The organism is Streptomyces sp. bgisy100 (assembly GCF_057709105.1).
In genome coordinates this window covers 1-26,787 of the sequence record NZ_JBYITE010000069.1, presented here as the reverse complement: position 1 = coordinate 26,787, position 26,787 = coordinate 1, and the positions used below count along the sequence as shown (strand labels likewise).

Annotated in this window: 16 protein-coding genes and 3 pseudogenes; 9 read left to right on the top strand and 10 right to left on the bottom strand. The window is 71.0% G+C overall.

What is annotated here, in order from left to right:
- Positions 1-151: 151 nt before the first annotated feature.
- Positions 152-2,725: pseudogene (gene pulA / locus AC3EQ1_RS29330) on the bottom strand (pullulanase-type alpha-1,6-glucosidase); the annotation flags it as partial.
- 173 nt (positions 2,726-2,898) lie between these two features.
- A pseudogene (locus AC3EQ1_RS29325) lies at positions 2,899-4,293 on the bottom strand (alpha-amylase); the annotation flags it as partial.
- A 300-nt stretch (positions 4,294-4,593) separates the two neighbouring features.
- On the opposite strand from AC3EQ1_RS29325, the gene AC3EQ1_RS29320 reads away from it, so the two are divergent.
- The 6 genes from AC3EQ1_RS29320 to AC3EQ1_RS29295 all read left to right on the top strand — a co-directional run bounded on the left by AC3EQ1_RS29320 (position 4,594) and on the right by AC3EQ1_RS29295 (position 11,640).
- Positions 4,594-5,895, top strand: coding sequence for an extracellular solute-binding protein (locus tag AC3EQ1_RS29320; protein WP_432097346.1), 1,302 nt, complete (start codon positions 4,594-4,596; stop codon positions 5,893-5,895).
- Positions 5,896-6,007: 112 nt separating this feature from the next.
- Complete coding sequence (locus AC3EQ1_RS29315) at positions 6,008-7,021, top strand: carbohydrate ABC transporter permease (RefSeq protein WP_432097345.1); 1,014 nt, start codon at positions 6,008-6,010, stop codon at positions 7,019-7,021.
- Positions 7,018-7,872, top strand: coding sequence for a sugar ABC transporter permease (locus tag AC3EQ1_RS29310; protein WP_432097344.1), 855 nt, complete (start codon positions 7,018-7,020; stop codon positions 7,870-7,872). Before AC3EQ1_RS29315 ends, AC3EQ1_RS29310 begins: the two co-directional genes overlap by 4 nt.
- Positions 7,873-7,964: 92 nt before the next feature.
- On the top strand, positions 7,965-9,614 hold the full coding sequence (locus tag AC3EQ1_RS29305) for a glycoside hydrolase family 13 protein (protein ID WP_432097343.1): 1,650 nt from the start codon (positions 7,965-7,967) through the stop codon (positions 9,612-9,614).
- A gap of 25 nt (positions 9,615-9,639) precedes the next feature.
- Positions 9,640-10,740 (top strand): LacI family DNA-binding transcriptional regulator, encoded by a 1,101-nt coding sequence (locus AC3EQ1_RS29300; RefSeq protein ID WP_432097342.1) that lies wholly within the window; start codon positions 9,640-9,642, stop codon positions 10,738-10,740.
- Between the two features lie 36 nt (positions 10,741-10,776).
- Complete coding sequence (locus AC3EQ1_RS29295) at positions 10,777-11,640, top strand: phosphatase PAP2 family protein (protein WP_432097341.1); 864 nt, start codon at positions 10,777-10,779, stop codon at positions 11,638-11,640.
- A 156-nt stretch (positions 11,641-11,796) separates the two neighbouring features.
- Here the strand turns inward: AC3EQ1_RS29295 and AC3EQ1_RS29290 are convergent, their stop codons facing one another.
- On the bottom strand, positions 11,797-14,865 hold the full coding sequence (locus tag AC3EQ1_RS29290) for a bifunctional [glutamine synthetase] adenylyltransferase/[glutamine synthetase]-adenylyl-L-tyrosine phosphorylase (RefSeq protein WP_432097340.1): 3,069 nt from the start codon (positions 14,863-14,865) through the stop codon (positions 11,797-11,799).
- 942 nt (positions 14,866-15,807) lie between these two features.
- Here AC3EQ1_RS29290 and AC3EQ1_RS29285 point away from each other — a divergent pair.
- Both AC3EQ1_RS29285 and AC3EQ1_RS29280 read left to right on the top strand, forming a co-directional pair.
- Positions 15,808-16,842 carry a M48 family metalloprotease gene (locus tag AC3EQ1_RS29285; RefSeq protein WP_432097339.1) on the top strand — a complete coding sequence of 345 codons (1,035 nt, stop codon included), beginning with the start codon at positions 15,808-15,810 and terminating at the stop codon, positions 16,840-16,842.
- Positions 16,843-17,007: 165 nt separating this feature from the next.
- Entirely contained in the window at positions 17,008-18,150 is a 1,143-nt protein-coding gene (locus AC3EQ1_RS29280) for a hypothetical protein (protein ID WP_432097338.1), read from the top strand.
- Between the two features lie 147 nt (positions 18,151-18,297).
- Here the strand turns inward: AC3EQ1_RS29280 and AC3EQ1_RS29275 are convergent, their stop codons facing one another.
- The 7 genes and pseudogenes from AC3EQ1_RS29275 to AC3EQ1_RS29245 all read right to left on the bottom strand — a co-directional run bounded on the left by AC3EQ1_RS29275 (position 18,298) and on the right by AC3EQ1_RS29245 (position 24,687).
- Positions 18,298-18,924 carry a hypothetical protein gene (locus AC3EQ1_RS29275; RefSeq protein ID WP_432097337.1) on the bottom strand — a complete coding sequence of 209 codons (627 nt, stop codon included), beginning with the start codon at positions 18,922-18,924 and terminating at the stop codon, positions 18,298-18,300.
- A 1-nt stretch (position 18,925) separates the two neighbouring features.
- Positions 18,926-19,426, bottom strand: coding sequence for a hypothetical protein (locus AC3EQ1_RS29270; RefSeq protein WP_432097336.1), 501 nt, complete (start codon positions 19,424-19,426; stop codon positions 18,926-18,928).
- A gap of 251 nt (positions 19,427-19,677) precedes the next feature.
- Positions 19,678-19,764: pseudogene (locus AC3EQ1_RS29265) on the bottom strand (glutamine synthetase); the annotation flags it as partial.
- 257 nt (positions 19,765-20,021) lie between these two features.
- Complete coding sequence (locus AC3EQ1_RS29260) at positions 20,022-20,219, bottom strand: hypothetical protein (RefSeq protein WP_432097335.1); 198 nt, start codon at positions 20,217-20,219, stop codon at positions 20,022-20,024.
- A gap of 1,347 nt (positions 20,220-21,566) precedes the next feature.
- Positions 21,567-22,928, bottom strand: a complete 1,362-nt coding sequence (glnA, locus tag AC3EQ1_RS29255) for a type I glutamate--ammonia ligase (RefSeq protein ID WP_351515342.1) — start codon at positions 22,926-22,928, stop codon at positions 21,567-21,569.
- 224 nt (positions 22,929-23,152) lie between these two features.
- Positions 23,153-23,989 carry an alpha/beta fold hydrolase gene (locus tag AC3EQ1_RS29250; RefSeq protein ID WP_432097347.1) on the bottom strand — a complete coding sequence of 279 codons (837 nt, stop codon included), beginning with the start codon at positions 23,987-23,989 and terminating at the stop codon, positions 23,153-23,155.
- Positions 23,990-24,012: 23 nt separating this feature from the next.
- A complete protein-coding gene (locus AC3EQ1_RS29245; RefSeq protein ID WP_432097334.1) occupies positions 24,013-24,687 on the bottom strand; it encodes a DUF998 domain-containing protein in 675 nt (224 codons plus the stop codon).
- Between the two features lie 133 nt (positions 24,688-24,820).
- Here AC3EQ1_RS29245 and AC3EQ1_RS29240 point away from each other — a divergent pair, with 133 nt between their 5' ends.
- Positions 24,821-26,575: an NAD+ synthase gene (locus tag AC3EQ1_RS29240; RefSeq protein WP_432097333.1), complete on the top strand. Its 1,755-nt coding sequence runs from the start codon at positions 24,821-24,823 to the stop codon at positions 26,573-26,575.
- The last annotated feature ends 212 nt before the right edge of the window (positions 26,576-26,787 follow it).

Genomic DNA, 26,787 nt, shown 5'->3' with positions numbered 1-26,787 from the left:
GAACCCCCCACCCCTCCGGCCCCGTCCCCCTCCCGTGCGTCGGCGGCTGCCCCTCGGTGGGCTGTCGGCCCCGACGGTGTTCGCTGGTTCGGCCCGTCCGTCGGCGGCATTGCGGTCATGGCCGCGCTGCAGCAGCTGCCCGGCTCCGTTGTCAGTCCGCCCGGAACACCGCGACCGTGCGGGCCGGGACCGTGAAGGTGTTGTGGGTGTGGGTTGCGGTCTTCACGACCGGGTCGCTGCCGTGGGCCTGGACGGGGTGGAGGCGGTACGGGCGGGCCGTGGTGAGGTGCTGTTCCTGGCGGTCCGGGGAGGCGTTGAAGATCACCAGGAGCTTGCCGAGGCGCATGGTGATCACGCCCGGGGTCTCCTCCATGCCCGAGAGCGGGAAGGAGAGGTCCGACTGGACGGCTTCGGTCGTGGCCAGGCGGAAGGACTTCTCGCTGGTGGCGATCCGCAGCAGGTCGCGGTAGGCGGCCCCGGCGGAGCGAATGTCCGGGCAGGTCGCGCGGAGGGCCGGGTCGGCGAGGAGCGGTTTGGCGTAGGGCCACTTGGCCTTGTTGTCCGCTGCCGGGGGCAGGCCGCGGCCGAAGCCGTTGGCCGCCGGGCCGCAGCTGAAGTGGATGGCGTTGAACCAGTCGCCGCTGTCGAAGGAGTTGCGGTCCAGCGACTTGGAGCGCAGCAGGTCGGTGCCGGCCTGGGAGAGCGCCGGGCCCTGGGAGAGGGCGGCGGTGGCCATGGCCAGGACCTGCATTCTGGCCCGGTCCGCGCCGGTGGTGCGCTGCGGGAGTTTGAAGGCCAGGGTGTCGTAGAGCGTCTCGTTGTCGTGGGCGTCCGCGTAGGCGAGGGCGTCGCCGGGGGCCCGGGCGTAGCCGGCGGGGGCGCCGTTGTAGTCGACCTCCGAGCCCTTGACGCGGGTGCCGGAGGAGTCGGTGAAGGTGAAGTCCGCGAGGTTGCCGGTGAGGCCGATCTTGATGAGGTCCTGGGCGTGGCGGAGCCGTGCCCGCTGTTCGGCGCGGGTGCCGTTGGCGGGTGAGCCGTTGGGGTCGGTGAAGAGACCGGAGGCGAAGCCCTGCACCCGCGGGTCCTCGTCGAACGGGCCGCCGCCGCGTACCGCGTCGCGCGCCCGGTCACTGAAGGTGGCGATGCCGGTGCCGGCCATGTTCCGCTGGGTGGCCTGGGGGAAGCGGGCGTCGTCCGCGACCTCGCCGAAGTTCCAGCCCTCGCCGTAGAGGACGATCTTCTTGCCGTCGACGCCGTCCTCGGCGGGGGTGAGCGCGTCGAGGGCCTTGCGGACGGCGAGGATGTTCGCCTTCGGGTGGTGGCCCATGAGGTCGAAGCGGAAGCCGTCGACCTTGTACTGCTTGGCCCAGGTGACGACCGAGTCGACGACGAGTCTGCCCATCATGGTGTGTTCGGGCGCGGTGTTGGCGCAGCAGGTGGAGGTGGCGACCGAGCCGTCGGCCAGCAGGCGCTGGTAGTAGCCGGGGACGATCCGGTCCAGGATCGACTTGTTGTGCTGCCCACTGGCCACGGTGTGGTTGTAGACGACGTCCATCACGGTGCGCAGCCCGGTGCGGTTGAGGGCCTGCACCATGCGGCGGAACTCCACGGTGCGGCGGGGCCCGTCGGGGTCGGTGGCGTAGGAGCCCTCGGGGACGGTGTGGTGCAGCGGGTCGTAGCCCCAGTTGTAGGCGTCGTCGGCGGCGCCCCGGGTGACGCACTCCTGCTGCTGCTCGGAGTCGGTGGGGTAGGCGGCCGGGTCGCAGTCGGGGGTGTTCCGGCGGCGCTCGGGGATGGTGCCGATGTCGAAGGCCGGGAGGAGGTGGATGTACGAGGTCCCGGCCTCGGCGAGTTTCCGGAGGTGCCGGACGCCGGCGGAGCGCCGGTCGGTGAAGGCCAGGTAGCCGCCGGGGTGCCGGTTGGTGCGGTCGGCCACGGAGAAGTCGCGGATGTGGAGTTCCTGGATCCGGGCGGCGCGCAGGGGCACGGGAGCGGGCTTGCGCAGCGTGGACCAGCCCGGGGGCGCGAGCCGGGGGTCGTCCAGGTCGACGGCGAGGCTGCGGCGGGAGTCGGTGGTCAGGGCGGTGGAGTAGGGGTCGGTGACCCGGTTGGTGACGAGTTTGCGCACGGTCGGGGCCCAGACGGTCACCGCGTAGCGGTACGGCTCGCCCGTCCAGCTCTTCGGGCCGGTCACGGACCAGACGCCGGTGCGGGCGTCGCGGTGCATGCGGTGCGTCCGGCCGCCGAGTTCGAGGGTGACGGTGCGGGCGGTGGGGGCCCAGACGGAGAGGGTGGGGCGGCCGCCGGTGAAGACCGGGCCGAGCTCGGCGCGGGCGGCGTTCGCTGCGTAGAGGTCGTCCAGGGCGCCGGGTGTCTGGACGCCGGTCGCGGCCAGGAGTGTGCCGGACGCGGACCGCTGGGTGGCGACGAGCTGGCCGCGGAGGGCGGCGCGGACGCGGTCCCGGTCGCGCGGGGCGACGGTGAAGGCCGGATAGTCCTTGAGGTGCGGGTACTTCGCGCGCTGTGCGCCGGTCAGGGTGGAGGGGTTCAGGTGGAGCCGGTGGCCCGCGTCGGACAGTTCGCCGTTCTCGACGGTGATGCCGCCGTGCGGGGCGTAGACGAGCTGCCGGGTGGCGGTGCCGGTGGCCTGCTCCTTCCAGACCACGGTGGAGCGGTCGATCCACTGGGCCCGGGAGGCGCCGAGGTCCAGGTCCGGTGCGGCGGTGGCCGGGACGGCCGGTGCGAGGGCCGCGCACAGGGCGGCCGCGACGACGGCCGCCGTTCTGCGCGGAAAGGGGCGGATCACGGACGGTCTCCTCGAGGGGATACGGGAGGCCGCCCGGTGCGCGGGCGCGCGCCGGGCGGCCTGGTCGGTTGCCGGGGTGATTCAGGCGGTCAGCAGCGGCGCGCCCCGGTGTGCAGGGCGAGCGCGGTGTCGGCGCCGAGGGTGGCGGTGAACTTTCCGGAGCCGTCGACGGTGACGTTCCGCCCGCTCTGCACATCGCAGTAGTCGCCGGCGGGGAGCGAGGTCGTGAAGGTCCGGGACAGGGCCTTCTTCTCGTGGTTGACGGCGACGAAGCCCTTGTTCCCCCGCCCGAAGGCGATGGCGTCGTTGCCGTTGTCCCACCAGTGGGTGACGGCGGTGCCGCGCACGGTGTTGCGGAAACCGACCATGCGGGCGATCTCGGGCCAGGCGTGCTGGCACTTCCAGCCGTCGGAGTAACAGGCCTTCACCGAGCCGCCGTTGGGCGGTCCGGCGTCCTTGTCGGACCACTCGTAGCCGGAGTGGACGTCCGGGGAGCCGTAGGGCCAGGCCAGCATGAAGACGTGCGCCAGGGTGTAGTCGGCGCCGTTCTTGTAGCTGAGGGTGTCGCCGGCCCGCTCGGTGTCGTGGTTGGCGACGAAGACCGAGGCCTTGCCGCTGTCCAGATAGCCCCAGCCGGCGCCGTAGTTCTTCAGGTACGACAGCCGCTCGCCGGTGAAGACCCGCTTGAGGTCGCGGGCGTAGCGGAACTCCTGGACGTCGCCGGTGCCGAGGTACTCGTCGGGGGAGACCGCCTCCCCGGCGCCATGGATCACCTCCTGCTTCCAGTACGCGTCCGGGTCCTTCAGCTTCTTCCTGACGGCCGCGAGGTCGGTGGCCGGTATGTGCTTGGCGGCGTCGATCCGCAGGCCGTCGACGCCGAGGGAGAGCAGGCCGTTCAGGTAGCCGGCGATGCGGGAGCGGACGTGCTCCTCGCCGGTGTCGAGGTCGGCGAGGCCGGAGAGTTCGCAGTTCTGCACCTCGGCCCGGTCGCCGTAGCCGCCGATCTCCGACCGGCAGTCGTCCATGTCCTGCGGGCGGTAGGTGCCGGGGTAGTCGTACTTGGTGTAGGCGGTGCCGCCGGTGCCGGTCCCGGCGCCGGCGGACATGTGGTTGATCACGGAGTCGGCGACGACCTTCACGCCCGCGGAGTGGCAGGCGCCGACCATCGCCTTGAAGGCGGCGCGGTCGCCGAGCCGTCCGGCGATCTTGTAACCGACGGGCTGGTACGAGGTCCACCACTGGGCTCCCCGGATGTGCTCCTGGGGCGGTGAGACCTGGACGGCGCCGTATCCGGCGGGGCCGAGGGTCTTCCGGCACTCCCGGGCGACGTCGTCGAAACGCCACTCGAAGAGGACGGCGGTGACGTCCTTGTCCCCCGGCGGGGACGCCTGCGCCCGCGGGGCGGTGCCCGGGGCGACGACGGCGGTCGCCACCCCCGCCGTGACGGCGAGGGCGACGGCGAGAGACCTGCTGACGGTACTGGCCATGTGGGGGGCCTCCTCCTTCGGGAGGTGGGGGGTGACGGTGCAGCCTTGCGGCAACGCGCCCTGCCCGTAAGGCCATTGAGTGATGGTTCTTGCAGCAAGACGGCAGCCGCCGTGCTGCGGTCGAGACCGTACGAGCCCCGACCTGCGGGGTCAACCCCCGGGACACAGGGAGGTCACAACGGTGAAATCACGCCGTTTTCTCGTTGCAAGGTCTTTCGCAAGAGATTTCAGCCTGTTACGTTCCTGCCCAGCCCGGACCACCCAGGGACTCGCCGGGTCACACTCATTGAGGAGATCCATATGCGTCGAGGCATATCGGTCGCCGCGGTGGCCGGCGTGCTGGCTCTGGCGGCGACGGCCTGCGGTGGGGACCAGGCCGACACCGGCGGCGACGGCTCGAAGGCCGCCAAGGACCCGGGGAACGTGTCCGGCACCGTCACCTGGTGGGACACCTCCAACGAGGCCGAGGGCCCGGCGTACGAGAAGCTGATCGCGGACTTCGCGAAGAAGTACCCGAAGATCAAGGTCAAGCGGGTGCCGGTGTCCTTCGACGCCGCCGAGCAGAAGTTCAAGACCGCCGCCCAGGCCGGCAAGGGCGCACCCGATGTGATGCGCACCGACGTCGGCTGGACCGCCGGCTTCGCCAACCTCGGGCTGCTCCAGCCACTGGACGGCACCGTCGCTCTCGACGGCAAGCAGGACTACCTGCCGGGTCCGCTGTCGACCGCCCGCTACAAGGGGCAGACCGTCGGCGTCCCGCAGGTCACCGACACCCTGGGTCTCCTCTACAACAAGGAGCTCTTCAAGAAGGCCGGGATCAGCAAGCCCCCGGCCACCTGGGAGGAGTTCACGGAGACCGCGAAGAAGATCAAGAAGAAGACCGGGGTCGCGGGCACCCAGCTCAACCCCGAGGGCTACTTCTCCCTGCCGTTCGTCTACGGCGAGGGCGGTGACATGCTCGACGTCGGGAACAAGAAGATCACCGTGAACTCCCCCGAGGCTGTCAAGGGCATCGAGACGGCCCTGAAGATGGTGAAGTCCGGTGTCTCGCTGAAGCCCGCCACCACCGACGGCTACGTCAACATGCAGACCGCCTTCAAGGACGGCAAGGTCGCCATGGTCGTCAACGGCCCCTGGTCGACGGCCGAGGACTACACCGGCAAGGCGTTCGAGGACAAGAAGAACCTGGGCATCGCCCCGATCCCGGCCGGCTCCTCGGGCAAGGGCGCGGCCCCCATCGGCGGCCACAACTACACCGTCTACCGGGGGACGAAGAACCTCGACGCCTCGCTGCTCTTCGTGAAGTTCATGACCTCCAGGAAGAGCCAGGAGTACACCGCCACCGAGCTCGGCACCCTGCCGACCCGCAAGTCGGCGTACACCGCGGCGGTGACGGCCGACCCGGTGAAGAAGGCCTTCCAGGACGCGCTCGCCACCTCCAAGGCGCGTCCGGCCATCCCGGGTGTCGGTGATCTCTTCGTCGCCTACGACCAGCACTACGTGAAGATCCTGCGCGGCCAGATGTCGCCGAAGGCCGGGCTCGACGCCCTGGCGAAGGAGTGGCGGACCAAGCTGATCAAGGACTACAAGACCGGCGAGTGACAGTCTCCGGCTCGGCCGGCCGGGGGTCCACCCCGCTCGCGTGGGCGGACCCCACGCGCCCGGCCGGCCGAGCCGGTTCCCGCCCGCCCCGCTCGCAGAAAGCCCTGGAGCCATGACCACAGCCGTCACCCCGCCCCGGAGCACCGCCGGTGCCGGGAGCACCCGGCCCCCGGAGCGCGGCCCGCGCCCCGGGCCGCTCACCCGGGCCCGGCGCTCGTTCGACACCCACTGGTACGCCTGGGCGATGGTGCTGCCCGTCGTCGTGGTGCTGGCCGTACTCGTCGGGTATCCGCTCGGCCGCGGCCTCTACCTGTCGTTCACCGACGCCGACGAAGCCAACATCGGCCGCACCATCGGCACCTTCGAGGTGCCGGCGAGTTACTCGTTCGTGGGCCTGGAGAACTACTGGAACATCCTCTCCGGCAAGGAGGGGTCGTTCTACCCGCGGCTGGGCTGGACGGTGATCTGGACCGCGAGCTGTGTGTTCCTGCACTACGGCATCGGTCTGGGGCTGGCGATGCTGCTCAACCGGCCGCTGAAGGGCCGTTCGCTCTACCGGGTGCTGCTGATCCTGCCCTGGGCGGTACCGGCGTTCGTCGCCGCGTTCGCCTGGAAGCTGATGTACAACAGCCAGAACGGGGTTCTCAACGCCCTGCTGGCGAAGGTCGGGGCGGGCCCGGTGGACTGGCTGGGCGACCCGGTGATCCAGAAGATCTCGGTGATCGGGGTCAACGTCTGGCTGGGTGTGCCGTTCATGATGGTGGCGATCCTCGGCGGTCTGCAGTCCATACCCCGGGAGCTGCACGAGGCGGCCGAGATGGACGGGGCGTCGCCCTGGCAGCGGTTCCGCAACGTCACCCTGCCCGGCCTCCGCCCGGTCAGCAGCACCGTCATCCTGCTGGGCACCATCTGGACCTTCAACATGTTCCCGATCATCTACCTGGTGATCGGGCAGGCCGGCGGCACCGAGAGCGAGATCCTGGTGACCTACGCCTACCGGCTGGCGTTCCAGGGAGTCCGCGACTACGCGGGATCGGCCACCTACGGCATGGTCATCCTCTCCCTGCTGCTGGTCTTCTCCGTCTTCTACCGCAGGATGCTGACCCGTCAGGAGACCGCCCGATGAGCACCACAGCCGTACGCGTCCGGGGCCGCGGGGAGCGCTCCCGGGCCTCGTCGGTCGCCCTGCACGCCGCCCTCGCCCTGGCCGCGCTGATCGCGCTGTTCCCGGTGGTCTTCATCGTCCTGGTGTCGCTGCGCGGGGAGAACGGCTGGACGCACCCCATGGAGATGTCCGGCTTCTCGCTGGGCAACTACAGCCGGGTGCTGGGCGAGACGGAGTTCCTGACCTGGTTCGGCAACTCGCTGGTCGTGGCGGGCGGCACCACGGTGGTCGGGGTGCTCATCTCGGCCAGCGCCGGGTACGCGGTGTCCCGGATGCGCTTCCCCGGCCACAAGCCCCTGATGTGGTCGTTCCTGATGTTCCAGATGTTCCCGGTCGCGGTGCTGATCGTGCCGCTGTACAACACCCTGGGGAAGCTGGGGCTGCTGGACAGCTACGGCGGGCTGATCCTCACCTACTGCTCGGTGTCCGTGCCGTTCTGCGCCTGGATGCTCAAGGGGTACTTCGACACCGTGCCCGCGGAGATCGACGAGTCGGGGCGGGTCGACGGGCTCACCCCGTTCGGCACCTTCTGGCGGCTGATCGTGCCGCTGGCCCGGCCCGGCCTGGCGGTCACCGCGTTCTACTCCTTCATCACGGCGTGGAGCGAGGTCGCCTACGCCACCCAGTTCATGTCCAGCGAGGAGAACTACACCCTCGCCGTCGGACTGCAGACCTTCGTCGGCCCGCACCGGGCCGAGTGGGGCCTGATGACGGCCTCCTCGGTGCTGATCACCGTGCCGGCCGGCCTGATGTTCTTCTTCGCCCAGAAACACCTCGTCGCCGGCCTCACGGCGGGCGGCACCAAGGGCTGACCCGCCCGAATCCCCGGTCCGCGCGGCGCGCCGGACCGACGACTCCTTGCACATGAAGCCCGTTGACGGGCCGACCCGATGGGGAACGCACCATGACCCAGGACCTCGCCCCTTCCGTCCGCGAGCAGACGGCCGGGCCGCACACCCAGGGGTGGTGGCGCAGTGCCGTCATCTACCAGGTGTACGTGCGCTCGTTCGCGGACAGCGACGGCGACGGCATCGGTGACCTGCGCGGCATCCGGGAGCGGCTGCCGTACCTCGCGGAGCTCGGGGTGGACGCCGTGTGGCTCACCCCGTTCTTCGCCTCGCCGCAGGCGGACGGCGGGTACGACGTCGCCGACTACCGTGCCGTGGACCCGCTGTTCGGCTCCCTGTCGGACGCGGACGACCTGGTGCGCACGGCGCACGAGCTCGGACTCAAGGTGATCGTGGACATCGTCCCGAACCACACCTCCGACCAGCACGTGTGGTTCCGGGCCGCGCTCGCGGAGGGGGCGGGCGCGGCCTCCCGGGACCGCTACCACTTCCGGCCGGGCAAGGGTGCGGACGGCGAACTGCCCCCCAACGACTGGGAGTCGGTCTTCGGCGGCCCGGCCTGGACCCGGGTCACCGGCCCGGACGGCACCCCCGGCGAGTGGTACCTGCACCTCTTCGCCCCCGAACAGCCGGACCTCAACTGGGACAACGAGGAGGTGCGGGAGGAGTTCGAGTCGGTCCTGCGCTTCTGGCTGGACCTCGGCGTGGACGGCTTCCGGATCGACGTCGCGCACGGCATGGTCAAGGCCGCGGGGCTGCCCGACATCGGGCGCAGCGAGCAGGCCAAGCTGATCGGCGCCCAGGTGCTGCCGTTCTTCGACCAGGACGGGGTGCACGCCATCCACCGCTCCTGGCGGAAGCTGCTGGACTCCTACGGCAGCGACCGGATCGGCGTCGCCGAGGCCTGGGCGCCCACCTCGGAGCGGCTGGCGCTGTACGTCCGGCCGGACGAGCTGCACCAGGCGTTCAACTTCCAGTTCCTGACCTGCGACTGGGACGCGGACTCGATGCGTACGGTGATCGACGCGTCACTGGCGGCGACCGCCTCGGTGGGGGCGCCCACCACCTGGGTGCTGTCCAACCACGACGTCGTCCGGCACACCACCCGCTACGGCGGCGGCGAGCCGGGGCTGCGCCGGGCCCGCGCGGCGGCGCTGCTGATGCTCGCCCTGCCCGGCTCCACCTACGTCTACCAGGGCGAGGAGCTGGGGCTGCCGGAGGTGGTGGACCTGCCGGACGAGGTGCGCCAGGACCCGGCGTTCTTCCGGGCGGGCAGCCAGGACGGCACCCGGGACGGCTGCCGGGTGCCGATCCCCTGGTCCGGCGACCGGGCCCCGTACGGCTTCGGGCCGGGCGGCAGCTGGCTGCCGCAGCCCGAGGCCTGGCAGGAGCTGTCGGTCGAGGCGCAGTCCGGCGATCCGCGGTCCACACTGGAGCTGTACCGCTCGGCGCTGGTGCTGCGCCGGGAGCTGCCCGGGCTGGGCGACGGCCCGATGGCCTGGCTGGACGCACCGGAGGGAGTGCTGGCGGTGTCCCGCCCGGGATTCGTGTGCACGCTCAACACCCTGGACCGGGAGGTCGAACTGCCGGTGCCGGGCCGTCCGCTGCTGTCCACCTCGCCGCTGGCCATCCTGATCCCCGAGGGACGCAGCGCGGAAGGAACCGTCCGTATTCCGGCCGATTCCTGTGTGTGGTGGGCGGTCTGAGATGCGACCGGTACAGTCCCATCCCGTGACCGCGCGACTTGCTGATATCGCAGCCCAGGCGGGGGTCAGCGAAGCGACGGTGAGCCGGGTCCTCAACGGCAAGCCGGGCGTGGCCGCGACCACCCGCCAGTCCGTGCTGGCCGCGCTGGACGTGCTGGGCTACGAACGGCCGGTCCGGCTGCGGCAGCGCAGCGCCGGGCTGGTCGGGCTGATCACCCCGGAGCTGGACAACCCGATCTTCCCGGCGTTCGCGCAGGTGATCGGGCAGGCGCTGACCCGCGAGGGGTACACGCCGGTGCTCGCCACCCAGACACCGGGCGGCGCCACCGAGGACGAGCTGACCGAACTGCTGGTGGACCGCGGGGTCGCCGGGATCATCTTCATCTCCGGGCTGCACGCCGACACCTCCGCCGACGCGCAGCGCTACGAGCAGCTGCGCGGCCAGGGCGTGCCGTTCGTCCTGATCAACGGCTTCTCCCCGAAGATCAGGGCGCCGTTCGTCTCCCCCGACGACCGGGCGGCGATGCGGCTGGCGGTCACCCATCTCGCGGCGCTCGGCCACGAGCGGGTCGGGCTGGCGCTGGGGCCGCAGCGGTTCGTCCCGGTGCAGCGGAAGATAGAGGGCTTCCTGCAGAGCGTGGAGGAGCTGCTCGGCTACTCCGCGGCCCGGGCCGAGGCCCTGGTGCAGCACTCGCTGTTCTCCCTGGAGGGCGGCCAGGCGGCGGCCTCCGCGCTGATCGACCGCGGCTGCACGGCCGTGGTGTGCGCCAGCGACATGATGGCGCTCGGCGCGATCCGCGCCGCCCGGCAGCGCGGCCTGGACGTGCCGCGGGACATCTCGGTGATCGGTTTCGACGACTCCCCGCTGATCGCCTTCACCGATCCTCCACTGACCACGATCCGGCAGCCGGTGCCGGCCATGGGCCAGGCGGCGGTGCGGGCGCTGCTGGAGGAGATCGGCGGCACCCTCTCCGGGGCGGCTCAGGGGGGTGCCCCGGAGCCGCTGCACAACGAGTTCGTCTTCCTTCCGGAGCTCGTGGTGCGGGGTTCCACGGCGGCCGCTCCGGGCGGGCAGACCTCCTCCTCCAGGCGTAGCGTGAGTGAAGAGGAACCGACCGGCGAATGATCTGTCGGAGGCGACGATCTGGCAGACTGTCGCGCTATGGGTGAAGTATCTGTGAGGACTTTGGAAGGCCGCAGGTCGGCCACCACCCCGCCACCCATCGAGGAGCGTTCGGACCGCCCCGCACTGACGCACACCCTGACGGTCCGGCTGCGCACTCCTCGCCATCCCCAGCTGTGGTTCGAGATCCTGCTGATCGCGATGAGTTACTGGACGTACTCGCTGATCCGCAACGCGGTCCCGGAGCAGAAGACCGAGGCCCTGCGCAACGCCGACTGGATCTGGCGGGTGGAGGAAGTCCTCGGCATCGCCGTGGAGAGGACGGTCAACCATGCCGTGAACTCGGTGGAATGGCTGATCGTCGGCATGAACTACTACTACGCGACGCTGCACTTCGTCGTGACCGTCGTGGTCCTGGTGTGGCTGTACCGGTGGCATCCCGGGCGGTACGCGGCGACCCGGCTGGTGCTGTTCGCCACCACCGGGGTCGCGCTTCTCGGCTACTACCTCTATCCTCTGGCGCCGCCGCGGCTGGTGCCGAACGGCGGGTTCGTCGACACCGTGCTGGTGCACGAGACCTGGGGGTCGATGGCCTCCGGCAACCTGGCCGCCATGTCCAACCAGTACGCGGCGATGCCGTCGATGCACATCGGCTGGTCGGTGTGGTGCGGCATCACCATCGTGATGCTGGCCCGACCGATGTGGCTGAAGGTGGTGGGCATCGCCTATCCGGCGCTCACCCTGGTGGTGATCGTCGCCACCGCGAACCACTTCTGGCTGGACGCGGTCGGCGGGCTGATGTGCCTGGCCTTCGGCTTCGCGCTGTCGTACGCCTGGTACGGCACGATGGCGTACCGGCTGCCGCGCAAGGTGCCGGTGCAGCCGGAGCTGCGCCCGGTCTGAGCGGGGGCGGCCGACGCCGGCCGCCCCGTGCCGGTGGCTTCCGGTGGCCGTCGGGCCCCGTGCGGGATCTGCCCACCGTGACCGGTCCGGCCGTCCTGCCCCTACAGCCCTGCCCGTGCCTGATGCCGCCGTCCGCCGGTGGGCCGCCCCCGGCCGTCACGCCCCGTAGAACAGCTCCTCCACGACGCCGCGTGCCCGCCGGGTGATCCGCCGGTAGTCGTCCAGCATCTCGCCGACGTGGCCCGGCTCGTACCCCAGGTAGCGGCCCACCGCCGCGAGCTCCCGCCCGTCGGTGGGGAAGGTGTCCCCGGGCCGGCCGCGCACCAGCATCACCGCGTTGCGCACCCGGGCGGCCAGCACCCAGGCCTCGTCCAGGATCTCCGCGTTCTCGGTGGCGATGAGCCCGGCGGCGTGCGCGGCGTGCAGGGCCTCGCGGGTGCGGGTGGTCCGCAGGCCCGGCTCGGCCCAGCCGTGCCGCATCTGCAGCAGCTGGACGGTCCACTCGACGTCGGAGAGGCCGCCGCGGCCCAGCTTGGTGTGGGTGGTCCGGTCCGCGCCCCGGGGCAGCCGCTCGGACTCCATCCGGGCCTTGAGCCGGCGGATCTCCCGTACGGCGTCCTCGCCGAGGCCCTCGGCCGGGTAGCGCAGCGGGTCGACCAGCTCGATGAACCGCCGGCCCAGATCCGGGTCGCCCGCGACGGGCTCGGCGCGCAGCAGCGCCTGGCTCTCCCAGATCAGCGACCAGCGCCGGTAGTAGGCGGCGTACGAGGCCAGGGTGCGGACCAGCGGACCGGACTTGCCCTCCGGCCGCAGATCGGCGTCGATCAGCAGCGGCGGGTCGGCGGTGGGGAGCTGGAGCAGCCGGCGCATCTCGTTGGCGACGGCGAACGCGGCCTGGGCGGCCTCGTGTTCGTCGACCCCCTCGCGCGGTTCGTGGACGAAGAGCACATCGGCGTCCGAGCCGTAGCTGAGCTCCTGGCCGCCGAAACGGCCCATGCCGATCACGGCGAGGCGGGTGGGCAGTTCGTCGCCCCACGTGGCGCGGACGGCGGCACGCAGCGCGCCCGCGATGGTCACCGCGCTGATGGTGCTGATCGCGCCGCCGACCAGGTCCACGGCGCCGCCGCCGGTCAGCGAGTAGCCGGCGTCCTGGGCGGGGCCGCCCTCGGTGCCGTAGGAGCCGATGAGGTCGGCCGCGGCGGTGCGGAACAGCTCCCGGCGCCGCACCCCGCGGGCCGCGGCGACGGCCGCCTCGGGCCCGTCGGCGCGGCCCACGGCGGCGAGGATCTCCTGTTCCAGGTGCCGGTGGTCGCGGGGGTTGAGGCCCTCCGGATCGCCGAGCAGGGCGACCGCCTCGGGGGCCCGCAGCAGCAGGTCGGGGGCGAGCCGCCCGGCGGACAGCACCCGGGCGAGGTTCTCCGCCGCCGCGCCCTCGTCCCGCAGCAGCCGCAGGTACCAGGGTGTCCGGCCCAACGCGTCGGACACCTTGCGGAAGTTGAGCAGCCCGGCGTCCGGGTCGGCCGAGTCGGCGAACCAGCCGAGGAGCACGGGCAGCAGGGTGCGCTGGATCGCCGCCTTGCGGGTCACCCCGGAGGCCAGCGCCTCCAAGTGCCGCAGCGCGGCGCCCGGGTCGGCGTAGCCGAGTGCTTCCAGGCGCTGCCGGGCGGCCCGCGGGCTGAGCCGGGCCTCCCCCGGGTCGAGCTGGGCGACCGCGTCGAGCAGCGGCCGGTAGAAGAGCTTCTCGTGCAGCCGCCGCACCTCGCGCGCATGGCGCTTCCACTCCTTGCGGAGGGTGGTGACCGGTTCGGTCCGCAGGCCCAGGGAGCGGCCGAGGCGGCGCAGGTCGGCCTCGTCCTCGGGGACGAGATGAGTGCGGCGCAGCCGGTACAGCTGGATGCGGTGCTCCATCGAGCGCAGGAAGCGGTACGCGGCGTCGAGCGAGGCGGCGTCCGCGCGCCCCACGTAGCCGCCCGCGGCGAGCGCGGCCAGGGCGTCGAGGGTGGCGCCGCGGCGCAGGGTGGCGTCGGTGCGTCCGTGCACGAGCTGGAGCAGCTGGACGGCGAACTCCACGTCCCGCAGCCCGCCGGGCCCGAGCTTCAGCTCGCGGTCGATCTGCGCCGGGGGGATGTTGTCGACGACGCGGCGGCGCATCTGCTGCACGTCGGGGACGAAGTTCTCCCGCTCGGCGGCCTGCCAGACCAGGGGGTCCACCGCGTCCAGGTACTCCTGGCCCAGCGCCATGTCGCCGGCGACCGGCCGGGCCTTGAGCAGCGCCTGGAACTCCCAGGTCTTGGCCCAGCGCTGGTAGTAGGCGAGGTGGCTGGAGAGAGTGCGGACCAGCGGGCCGTTGCGGCCCTCGGGGCGCAGGTTGGCGTCGACCGGCCAGATGGTGCCCTCGGCGGTGGTGTCGGAGCAGATCCGCATCATGTGGGAGGCGAGCCGGGTGGCGGCCTGCATCGCCTTGGACTCCTCGGCGCCGTCCACCGGCTCGGCGACGAAGATGACGTCCACGTCGGACACGTAGTTGAGCTCGTTGCCGCCGCACTTGCCCATGGCGATCACGGCGAGGCGGCACATCCGGGCGTCGGACGGCTCGTGGGCCTCGGCGATGGCCAGCGCGGCGCGCAGCGTGGCGGTGGCCAGGTCGGCCAGCTCGGCGGCGCTGTCGGCGACGTCGATGGTGCCGCAGACGTCGCGGGCGGCGATGGTGAGCAGACAGCGCCGGTAGGCGGCGCGGAGGGTGTCGGCGTCCCGGGCCTCGTCCAGCATCCGCTCGAACTCGTCGACGCCGGGGTGCAGGTCGGCGGACTCGTAGGTGACGAGGGCGTGCCAGTCGAGGGGGTGCCGCGACAGGTGGTCGCCGAGCGCCTCGGACGCGCCCAGCACCCCGAGCAGCCGGTCGCGCAGCGGCTTGGCGCCGATCAGGGTGTCGAGCAGGGTCCGCGTCTCGGTGGGCCCGCCGTTCTCGCCGGAGGCGGCCCGCACCTCGTCCCGCAGGGCCAGCCCCTCGACGAGCCGCACCAGGCCCATCAGCGCCAGATCGGGGTCGGCGGTGGCGCCGAGCGCGTCGAGCAGCACGGGGTCGGTGCTGAAGGCCGAGAACTCGGGGGCGTCGAGCAGCCGCTCCGCCGCCGAGGGGTCGGTGAATCCGTGCCGGAGCAGCCGGGTGAAGGTGCTGCTCCTGCGTCCCTGCGGTACCTGCACCACCGCCGCCTCCCGTCCCATGGGGCCGACCTGCCGCCGGCCCGGCCCCGGCCCGCCTTCCGCCCCGGCCGCTCCCGGGTGCGGTCGCTCCCGGGTGCCGGTCGCTCCCGGGTGCCGTCACGGGCGCCGGCGCCCGCACCGTCGCCCGCGCCGTCGTGCCCGTGTCCCGTGCGGAACCCGGACGGGACCGGTCACGAGCCTAACCGTCCGGACCCGTCCGGCGCGGCGCGCCCGGCGGGTGTCCGGGGCGGTGTTCCCAGCATATTTCGACGTGCGGGGATTCCATGATCGATCACCTTGTGGGAGGGGTCGTGCGGTGGGGGCTGAGGGTGTCGGGGGCGGGGAGGCCGGGGACGGGAGCGCCGAAGGCGAGAGGGCGGACGAGGAGGGCCGGGTGCGCCGAGGTGCGACGGGGCGAGGGCCGGTGTGAGCGGGTGCGGACGACTCCGGGAGAAGCCGTGAGCACCACCCCCGGGCTGAGCACCGCCCCCGGGAGGGGAGGGAATGTGGGGGTGCGGACCTCCGGGGCTCATCACAGACCGAGGGGGCGCGGACCGCCGCGGCGTCACCGATGCCAGGCGGCGACTGCACCCCACGCCCCCGTCACCGCCTTCGGCGACATGTCCGTTCTCCTGGTCGATTGCCGTTCAAGCCCAGTCAACTCACTGAAGTCGACAGCCGGAAAGCCACTGCAGCCCCGTTCACTCCCCCAACACCCTCCGGAAACGGCAATCCGCGCGATACGCCTGGAAGCAAGCGCAAGCAGAACTGTCGCCCGTCACATCTCTTTCCGGCAACAGCAGACATGCCGACCCAGCTGTCGGACAATACTGAGAGCAAGGAACGGGGGGCAGAGAGTTGATGCCGGAAACCGAGCAAGCACAGGCCTTTCTGTGGAAGCTGCAAGCAAGGATCGCCGAGGCCCGCGGCCGGGGGCCGACACTCAGCGATACCGACGCACTCATGCGCTACGTCGCGAAGGGCGTTCTGCCCGGCGCCACGGAGGACCAGCTCAAGACGCTCATCGACGCCTCGAACCACACCCCCGAGCACTGGCCGCCCAGGGGGCCGCATGCGGACATGGGTGGCCATTGGCTGATCCACAAACTCGCCGACACCCTGGAGCGCCATATCCAGCCGCCCTTCGTGCGGCCGACGCTGGGCACCCTCGCCACCGGCGAGATCAATGCGATCACGCTCCTCGTACCCGGGTCGGACGCGCATCTGGTGGTCTTCGAGGACCAGCTGCTCAACTTCGCCAACCTGTTCAGCAAGGCCGTGGCCCTGGCTCTGCCGTTCAGGAGTGCCGAGGACGGGATGCTGCAGTTCTCCTTCGACATGGACGAGGTGCGGCGCCACATCGCCGAATCCCCGGAGGCCGTGCAGCGCTTTCGCGAGGTCGTCTTCGCCTATCTGCTGGACGGGGAGCCGGGCAGGGCACCGCAGTACTTCGCGTCCGCGGAAGTCGGCGGACTCGCCTCGATCCTCCGTGACGGCCTGGAACTCTTCGTCCTGGGCCACGAGTACGGCCATGTCATCGGCGGCCATCTGGCCGACGGCTCGGCGCCCCGGCGGCTGTTGGGGACGGCGAGTCCCGACGTCGCGGAGGCCACCTGGAGCTGGGAGAACGAGCACATCGCCGACCTGATCGGCTGGCATCTCGCTGTCTCCGCCATGACCGAGCAGGGATACGACGTGGCGCTGAGCCATGCGGGGGTCGAGCTCTTCTTCTCCGCCTACGAGGTCCTGAACCGGGCCCTGGCGCTGCTCATCCGCGGGGAGGAGACCGTCGGGACCTCCACCACGCACCCGCCGGCCGGTGACCGGCGTGCACTTCTGCGCGTCAACCTTCAGCAGAATGCCACGGAGCACGCCGAGTCGACCATCGGCCTGGCCGGCGGAATCCAGGAGATCGTGGACACGCTCTGGAACAGCACCGCTCCCCTGGTCCTGGAAATGCACCGCCGGGGCGAGCGGCCGGACATCCGCTGGCTGTGAGGGCATTTCCGGAGCGGGGCGCTCGCATGACAACGGCGCCGAGGCCCGCCGGCCGCACGCCAAAAGGGCGCCCCGCCCCCGGTATTCAGCGGAGCAAGGACTGACGTCCCTGCGTCACCACACGCATTCAAGCCCTGGGGACAACTGATGAACGGGGGCGGAGCATTGACGAATGAGCCGGACCGCGCACGGAGTTTCCTCTGGAAACTCCAGGCGACCATTGCCGAGGCCCGGGGTGACGGCCCGTCCGAGCGCGGGCACTCCGATGATGCCCTGCGGACCATGGCCCGGGGCATCGCCCCGAATGCGACCGAGAAGGAACTGGACGCCGTCATCGCGGCGGCCCGTCACGTTCCGGATCACTGGCCGCCGCTCGGTCCGCATGAGACGTGGGAGTGGTACCACCTGATCCACTCCCTCGCGGACGTCCTGGAACGTCACGTTCCGTCGCCCTTCACCCGGCCCATGCTGGGCACGCTGGCCACCGGCGAGATCAACGCCGTCACGATTCTCGTTCCCGACTCCGACGCGCATCTCGTGGTCTTCGAGGACCAACTCCTCAACTTCGCCAACCTGTTCAGCAAGGCCGTGGCCCTGGCGATCCCATTCGAAGAGACGAAGGACGGGGGGCTGGCGTTCTCCCACGGCATCGACAGCGTGCGGCGCCACCTCCGGGACGCGCCCGAGGCGCTGCAACGGTTCCGCGAAGTCGTCCTCGCCTATGTGCTGCGCGGCTCGCCGGGGGCCGCCCCGCAGTACTTCGTCCCGCCCGAGCTCAACCCCCTGGCCTCGACACTCCGCAACGGGCTGGAACTGTTCGTCCTGGGCCACGAGTACGGCCATGTCGCCGACGGCCATCTCGCCGACGGCACCGCTGCCCGGCGACTGCTGGGCACCGCGGGGCCCGCCGTGTCGGAGGCCACCTGGAGCTGGGAGAAGGAGTTCATCGCCGATCTGATCGGCTGGTCCCTGTCGGTGTCGGCGATGGTGGAGAAGCGCCACGACGTCGCGCTCAGCCACGCCGGCGTCGAGCTGTTCTTCTCGGCCTACGAGGTGCTGAACCGGGCGCTGTCCCTGCTCATCCGCGGGGAGGACACCGTGGGCACGGCCACCACGCACCCGCCGGCCAGTGACCGGCGCAAGCTGCTGCGCATGAACCTCCAGCAGAACGCCGAGGAGCACGCCGAGTCGGCGATCATGCTGGGCACAGGGATCCAGGACATCGTGAACCTGCTGTGGGAGAACACCGCTCCGGCGGTCCTGGAGCTGCACCGCCGGGGTGCACAGCCGGACGCCCGCTGGCTGTGACGGCATGGCCGGGGCGGGCTTTTCCGAAGACCGATTGCAGGACCGGCATTCCCGGGGACGGTTTGTCAGGGACGGGTTCGCCGGTGACGGAATGGCCGGGACTGTTTCCGGAACGGGGCGGCAGCCCGCGCCACCCGAACACCCCCGCTACGGGCAGCTCTTCACCGGTTTCGCCGAGGCGACCCGCGGCATGGGGACGTTCCGCTCCACGCCCTGGACCCGTACCCGCACGCCCTTCTTGGCGTCCCAGCGCACCAGGGGGCCGCAGAGCACCGTGCCCCGGGTGTCGACGACCCGGAATCCGGCCTTGTCCGCCCGGCTGCCGTACCAGGTGAGCCCGACGCCCGCGGCCACCACCGCGAGCGCCGTGAACCCGGCGACGATCGCCCGGCGCAGATCCGTGACCGCGCGGCGCACACTGAGCCGCTGACGGGTGAGCAGTTCCTCCAGCGAGCTCTCCGCCACCCGCCGCCGGGGCAGTCCGAAGGCGGCCCGCATGGCCCAGAACGCGCCCGCCGCCGACAGCAGCAGGCCGGTGAGCAGCAGCAGTCCCACCGCGCCGCGCGACCAGCCGGTCAGCGTGTGCACCTGGTCCGGTCCCTTGACCACGCCGACGGATGTCAGCAGGGCGAGCAGCGCGGCGAGACCGTTGCGCCAGCTCTCCGCCTGTGCGCGGACCCGGGTCAGCTCGTCCTCCAGCAGCCGGCGGGCCTCGTCGGCCCGGAGCCGGCTGGCGGGCGTACTGGGTATGCCGGGCGTGACCCGGATCGCCATGTCACACACCCCATTCGACGTGCAGCACCCAGGAGGCGCCGCAGCCCTTGCGCTCCCCCGTCTCGTCGTGGTCGGTGCGGCAGCCGCAGATCACCTCGACCTGCCGGGCACCCTGCTGGGCCGTTGCCCGGTGCAGTGCCCGCGCCAGCAGACCGCGGCGGAGTCCGCCGCCGGACATGATGGCGCTGGAGTAGGCGACGAGCCGCTCGGAGAACACACTCGGATGCCCGCAGCGGGGGCAGGGCCCGCTCACCACGATCACCTCGGGCGTCAGCTCGTCCGGGTGCAGACTCACCGCCGCCGTACCGGCCGCGACCTGGTTCCACTCCGGATCGGACGTCTCCCGGTAGGGCAGTTCCGGCTCCTCCGGGGCCGACGACTCCGGATCCGATGGCTCCTGGCCCGACGGTTGCTGACCCGACGGTTGCTGGCCCGACGACGCGGGATTCGACGACTGCGGGTCCGACGCCCCCGCGTCCGGCAGTTCCTGATCCTCCGACACCGTTCCTCCCCCTGTGCCGCGAGGCACCCCCCGTGCCCCTGACGTTCCAACATAACGCAGCGGAACGGCCCGGACACAGGGGTCGCCCAGGACTTCCCGCAGGTCGTCCTGGGCTCGCGCCGGACTCCGGGTCCGGGACCGGAGATCATCATCGGAGAGCGGCTCATCGCAGAAACGGCTCCGGGCCGAGGGCATTCCGCCATCGGCCCGGATCAGTGGTCAGCGGTCAGCGCGTACGCACTGGCCCGCGATCAGAGCACCAGCAGGTTCTTCCGCAGCTCGAACGCCGTGACCTCGGAGCGGTACTCCTCCCACTCCTGCTTCTTGTTGCGCAGGAATTGATGAGCACTTCCGGCGGACTGCGGCGATCCGCTGCGGAGCCCTCCTGATCTGCTAAGCGGTAGCGGTTGATGGTCGTCGTTGGTCGCTCCGGGCCGCCCTTTGACGGCCCAGCGACGGCCCAGGAACGCCCCTCCCCAACACCGCGCATTCACAGCCTGCCGGATGCTCGCCCGCTGACCTGCGACGCCTCTGACCAGTGGTACACAGCAACGCTTCACCGTTCACGCCTCATGCACGGTCAGAGCCGTAAGGCTCACTCGACCATGAAGCGGTGCGCGGCGAGACCGAGGCTGGAAGCACCCATGAAGGACGCCCCGCCAGCTCCCAGAACAGTCGTCGCCGCGGCCCCCGCCACGTAGAAGAGCACCGCGGCACCGGCGGCTACGCCCAGGCCGGCAAGCAGGATGAGTGCCAGCCAGATGCCCTTCTGGGAAGGGTGGTTCCCGTTCAACTGATCTCCTCCCCTCAGCGCTGCCGCGCTGAGCTACCTCATTCGCCTACGCCCCCCTGGCGAGGCAACTCCAAGGTGACAGAGGCAAAACCGCAGGTCAAAGCGCTTGAATGACGTTTCTGAAGGAGAGCTTCTACCGCTGCACTGGACGGTTTCAGCAGACTCAAGGGAGAGCTACAGCTTTTGCAAATGACTCCATGCGCACTCTCGCAGCAAGGTATAAGGAAGTACCCCCTGGACCCCTGGTACCCCTGGGACCCCTGTACCCCCGGTTTCTACTTCACAAAGGTCGACGACTTTGCCCAACCCTCTTCACCCGTCCGCAGTCAGGCAGCTTGAGCGGGCGGTCGACCGGGCCGCCCGACGCGGAAACGTGCCCTTCGCGCCTGGCTTCGTCAGGTCACAGGTGGACGGCGTGGAGCCACCCCTCGCCCGCCTCATCCAAGGCGGGCGAGGTGGCGAGATCCGCCTCAAGCTCTACCTGTGCATCACGATGATGGCCACAGCCAAGCCGTACGACATCCGGCAACCGCCAGCACCGCATGCATGGGCACGCATGCTCGCTCTACCGCCCGAGACTGGACCTCGGCGAATAAACAACAACCTAAAGTGGTTGAGCGCTAACGGTTTCATTGAACTGGAGCCCAGGCGCGGGAATACCCCCGCGATCAAACTGATCTCCACCGAGGAGACCGGAGGCCCGTATGTACGCGCCAGCACACAGGGGCGATACGTAGGAATCCCAATGGAGTTCTGGCGGCGCGGCTGGATTCTGCACTTGAGCGCAACGGGAATAGCAGTCCTGTTTGCACTCCTTGAATCCCAAGGAGGCTACAAGCAGGCTCGCTACATACCAAAAGAGCGGCGAGACTCCTACGGATTCTCCCACAACACTTGGACGAAAGCCCGGAAAGAGCTTGAGCGTCACGGTTTCCTCACGGTCCAACGAACTCCCCAGGGAAGCAACTTCGACTACCAAAGACTGCGTAATTCATATTGGGTAGAAGAAGAGAGGTTCAAGGACGAGCCGGGCTCCGCCATCCCCTTCGACCTCTAACTTACCTGGGCTGCTGAGTGGAGCCATCGCGGATCCATCGGCGGCGCTCTCCAAGGTTGAGCTGATGAGCCCAGAGGGCAGAGCGTACGTAGCGCGTCGCTGGAGCTACTGGCGCTCCATCGAACTGGCCGGAGAGATGCACGTGTTCACGCTGGGCCGCGAGTAACTCGTGTCTGCCAACGCTCACGGCCCACACACGGCCCAGCACCCCTCCATGCGCAGTGGGGCCGCCGGCTCTCGACCGGCAGCCCCGATAGCTGCAAAAGACGCGTGAACGCCCTGACCTGCTCCTAAAGCACCGGCAGATTCTTCCGCAGCTCGAACGCCGTGACCTCGGAGCGGTACTCCTCCCACTCCTGCTTCTTGTTGCGCAGGAAGAAGTCGAAGACGTGCTCGCCCAGCGTCTCCGCGACGAGTTCGCTGCGCTCCATCAGCGAGATGGCCTCGCCCAGGTTCTGCGGCAGCGGCTCGATGCCCATGGCGCGGCGCTCCGCGTCGCTCAGCGCCCACACGTCGTCGTCCGCGCCCGCCGGCAGTTCGTAGTCCTCCTCGATGCCCTTGAGCCCGGCGGCGAGCAGCACCGCGTACGCCAGGTAGGGGTTGGCACCGGAGTCCAGGGAGCGGACCTCGACCCGGGTGGAGACCGTCTTGCCCGGCTTGTACATGGGCACGCGGATGAGGGCCGAGCGGTTGTTGTGGCCCCAGCAGATGTACGAGGGGGCCTCGCCGCCGGCGCCGGCGGTGCGCTGCGAGCCGCCCCAGATGCGCTTGTAGGAGTTCACCCACTGGTTGGTGACGGCCGCGATCTCGCCCGCGTGCCGCAGCAGGCCCGCGATGAAGGACTTGCCGACCTTCGAGAGCTGGTACTCGGCACCGGACTCGTGGAAGGCGTTGCGGTCGCCCTCGAACAGCGACAGGTGGGTGTGCATGCCGGAGCCGGGGAACTCCGAGAACGGCTTCGGCATGAAGGTGGCCTGCACGCCCTGTTCCAGCGCGACCTGCTTCATGATCAGCCGGAACGTCATGATGTTGTCGGCCGTGGACAGGGCGTCCGCGTACCGCAGGTCGATCTCCTGCTGTCCGGGCGCGCCCTCGTGGTGGGAGAACTCCACCGAGATCCCCATGGACTCCAGCATGGTGATCGCCTGTCGGCGGAAGTCCATGCCGACGTTCTGCGGGGTGTGGTCGAAGTAGCCGGAGGAGTCCGCCGGGATCGGCCGCCGCCCGTCCACCGGCTTGTCCTTGAGCAGGAAGAACTCGATCTCGGGGTGGGTGTAGAAGGTGAAGCCGAGGTCGGAGGTCTTCGCCAGGATCCGCTTGAGGACGTAGCGGGGGTCGGCGTACGACGGGGAGCCGTCCGGCATCAGGATGTCGCAGAACATCCGGGCCGTACCGGGGGCCTCGGCGCGCCAGGGCAGGATCTGGAAGGTGGCCGGATCGGGCTTGGCGATCATGTCCGATTCGTAGACCCGGGCGAAGCCCTCGATCGCGGACCCGTCGAAGCCGATGCCCTCGTCGAAGGCCTGCTCCAGCTCGGCGGGGGCCACGGCGACCGACTTGAGGAACCCGAGGACATCGGTGAACCACAGGCGTACGAAGCGGATGTCGCGCTCTTCGAGCGTGCGGAGCACGAACTCCTGCTGCTTGTCCATCGCTACTTCCTTGCAGGTCGGACGGCCTGTTCAGCACCGCCGGCGGTCACATCGCGGGGCCACCATCAGTATCACCGGGGGCGGTTTCCAGCAGGTTACGCGTCCGGCTGGAAGGCCGCTCAATCCGGCCGCGGCGCCGCTCCCCGCCGCGGATCCCGCGGTCCGGCGCCTTCCCCACCCGACCGACCGTACCCGGCGTCACCCCGTGCCCCGTCCGAGAGGACCTATCGAGGGGCCGTGCCCAGCACGGCCCGTGCCACGGCCGCCGGATCGTCGAGCATCAGTTGGTGACCGGCCGGGGCGGACAGCCGGAACTCCCCGCCGAGCAGTGCGGCGAGCCGGCGCTGCTGGTCGAGCCAGCGCAGCTCGTGGGGGGAGTCGCTCGCGTCGTACGCGGCGAGCACGGTGACGGGAACGGGCGGCAGCGGGTGGCGGGCGCGCAGCGCGACGGTCTCGGTCACCAGGTCGCGGTAGGTGGCGTTCTCCAGCAGCACGGTGTGCAGGGTCCGGCTGGTGCCGTAGCAGCGGCGGACCAGCCTGTCCGGTACGGGGTCATGGTGGCGGACGGTCGCGGTGCGGACGGTGAGGCGGCGGGCGGTGCCGGCCAGCAGCCGGGGCAGGCCGGCGGCGGAGAGCGCGGTGCCCAGGGCGCGAGCGGCCCCGATGCGCAGCCCGGCGGGGAAGGGGGAGGGGCCGTCCTCCACGACGCTGCTCTCCACCAGGACCAGGCCCGCCGTCCGCTCCGGGTGGAGCCGGGCGAAGGCCTCGGCGTGGAAGCCGGCCAGCGAGTGCCCGACGACCTCGCAGCGTCCGGTCAGGCCGAGGGCGGCCAGGACGCGGCGGATCCGGGCGGCCTCGCCCGCGGCGGTCGGGACCCGCACCGCGGGGGCGCTCAGCCCGAGGCCCGGGCGGTCGAACCGGACGACGGTGCGGTACGGCGCGAGGAGCGGGACGACCTCGTCCCAGTCGAACCACGGGCTGCCGAGTCCGCCGGTCAGCACGGTCACCGGGCCCGATCCCTCGCACAGCACGTGGGTGGGCAGCCCGTCGATCCGCAGCATCCGCCCGGGGATGCCGGGGCGGGTCACCCGGCGCGCTCCCGCCCGGCCAGCGCGTACGCCAGCAGGGCGGTCCAGACGGCGATGAGCAGCACCTGCAGCCGCTGGCCGGCGCCCAGGAACCACGGACCGCGGCCGACCTCGACCGCGGCGACGGCCACCAGGGTCCACAGACTGGCGAGAAGTTCGACCGCGACGAGGTTCGGGCCGAAGCGGGCCACCGGCGCCCACCGCCCGTAGCGGCGCGCGGCGACGGTCAGCGCCACCAGGGCGACGAGCGCGCCGCCTATCGCGACCGAGCTGCTGACGGTGTGTGCCACGTGGGTGAAGGGCACCAGTCCGGCGCGCTCCCGTGCCGCGCAGCCGGGGTCGTCGATCGGCGCGCAGCTGAGCGGGAACCGCGAGTCGACGGCCGTGGCGGCGCCGAAGACGGCCATGCCGACCCAGCCGGCCGTGGTCCACCGCGGCCCGCGGTCCCCCTGGAGCAGCGCGGTGACGGCGGCGGCGAGGAACAGCAGCCCGGCGATCAGATCGGTGGTCCGGAACAGCGCGCCGAGCGGCTGGTCGGTCGCCGCGAGCTCGCTGACGTAGGTCTCCGCGGGGTCGAGGCCGGTGGCCAGGACCACCTCCAGCGTCCAGGCCGTGTAGGCGACAGCTCCGAGGGCGAGCAGGGCGGCGATGAGGCGCGAGGCACGGGACATAGTGGACGCCATGCTATTGCCGCAGCTCAACGACGTCGTTCCGAGGGTGCGGACGGCGGGACTCCGCAGTGTGCCCCCTGCTCGGTGAGGTTCCCCACCCTGATCGCGTCAGAAAGACGATTACACTGACGGGGTGCCTCAACTTCGTCTCGCCCTGAATCAGATCGACTCGACCGTCGGCGATCTCGCCGGGAACGCCGAGACGATCGTCCACTGGACCCGGCACTCCGCCGAGCAGGGGGCCCACCTCGTGGCCTTCCCGGAGATGGCGCTGACCGGCTACCCCGTCGAGGACCTCGCCCTGCGCTCCTCCTTCGTCGAGGCGTCGCGCGCCGCGCTGCGTGCGCTGGCGGCCCGGCTCGCGGACGAGGGACTCGGTGAACTCCCGGTCGTGGTCGGCTATCTGGACCGGTCCGGCAAGGCCCAGCCGCGCTACGGCCAGCCGGCCGGTGCCCCGCAGAACGCGGCGGCGGTGCTGCACCGCGGCGAGGTCGCGCTGACCTTCGCCAAGCACCACCTGCCCAACTACGGCGTCTTCGACGAGTTCCGGTACTTCGTCCCCGGCGACTCCCTGCCCGTCGTCCGGGTCCACGGCGTCGATGTGGCGCTGGCCATCTGCGAGGACCTGTGGCAGGACGGCGGCCGTGTCCCGGGCGCCCGCGCCGCCGGCGCCGGGCTGCTGCTCTCCATCAACGCCTCGCCGTACGAGCGGGAGAAGGACGACACCCGCCTGGAGCTGGTGCGCAAGCGCGCGCAGGAGGCGGGCTGCACGACCGCCTACCTGGCGATGATCGGCGGCCAGGACGAGCTGGTCTTCGACGGCGACTCCATCGTGGTGGCACCCGACGGCGACGTGATCGCCCGCGCCCCCCAGTTCGCCGAGGGCTGCGTGGTCCTGGACCTGGACCTGCCGGCGGCCGTCCCGGAGCCCCCGTCGGGCACCGTCGACGACGGCCTGCGCATCGAGCACGTCACGCTCTCCCCGGACCCGCTCCCCGCCTACGACCCGGAGCTGGCCGGCGGTTACGCCGACCGGCTGGACGACGCGGAGGAGGTGTACTCGGCCCTGGTCGTCGGCCTGCGGGCGTACGCGGCCAAGAACGGCTTCCGCAGCGTCCTCATCGGCCTGTCCGGCGGCATCGACTCGGCGCTCGTCGCGGCCATCGCCTGCGACGCCCTCGGCGCGCAGAACGTGTACGGCGTCTCCATGCCCTCGCGCTACTCCTCCGAGCACTCCAAGGACGACGCCGCCGACCTCGCCCGCCGCACCGGGCTGAACTACCGCACGGTGCCGATCGGCCCGATGTTCGACAGCTACATGACGGCCCTGGGCCTCACCGGCCTCGCCGAGGAGAACCTCCAGTCGCGGCTGCGCGGCACCACGCTGATGGCCATCTCCAACCAGGAGGGCCACATCGTCCTCGCCCCGGGCAACAAGTCCGAGCTGGCCTGCGGCTATTCCACGCTGTACGGCGACTCGGTCGGCGCCTACGGCCCGATCAAGGACGTCTACAAGACCCTGATCTTCCGCCTGGCCATGTGGCGCAACCAGGCCGCCGAGGAGCGCGGGCAGACGCCCCCCATCCCGGAGAACTCGATCACCAAGCCGCCGAGCGCCGAGCTCCGGCCGGGCCAGGTCGACACGGACTCGCTGCCCGACTACGACATCCTCGACCAGATCCTGGAACGGTACGTGGACCGCGACCAGGGCCGCGCGGAGATCGTGGCCGCGGGCTTCGACCCCGAACTCGTGACCCGGATCCTGCGCCTGGTCGACACGGCCGAGTACAAGCGCCGCCAGTACCCGCCGGGCACGAAGATCTCAGCGAAAGGTTTCGGCAAGGACCGCCGCCTCCCGATCACCAACCGCTGGCGCGAACACAGCTGACACCACACAGGAAAGCCCGGTATTTCCGAGACGGAAATACCGGGCTTTCCCGTCCCGCCACCCAGCCGACAGCCGTCGGGGGTAGCCCACGGAAGCAAGGAAGCCAAAGCGGGGAGGACTCCGACGGACGCCCACCGCCGGACACCAACGTCCACCGATGGACGAACCACCGGCGTGAGGGGGCCGGGGCCGCAGGGGTGGGGGGTTCCGGA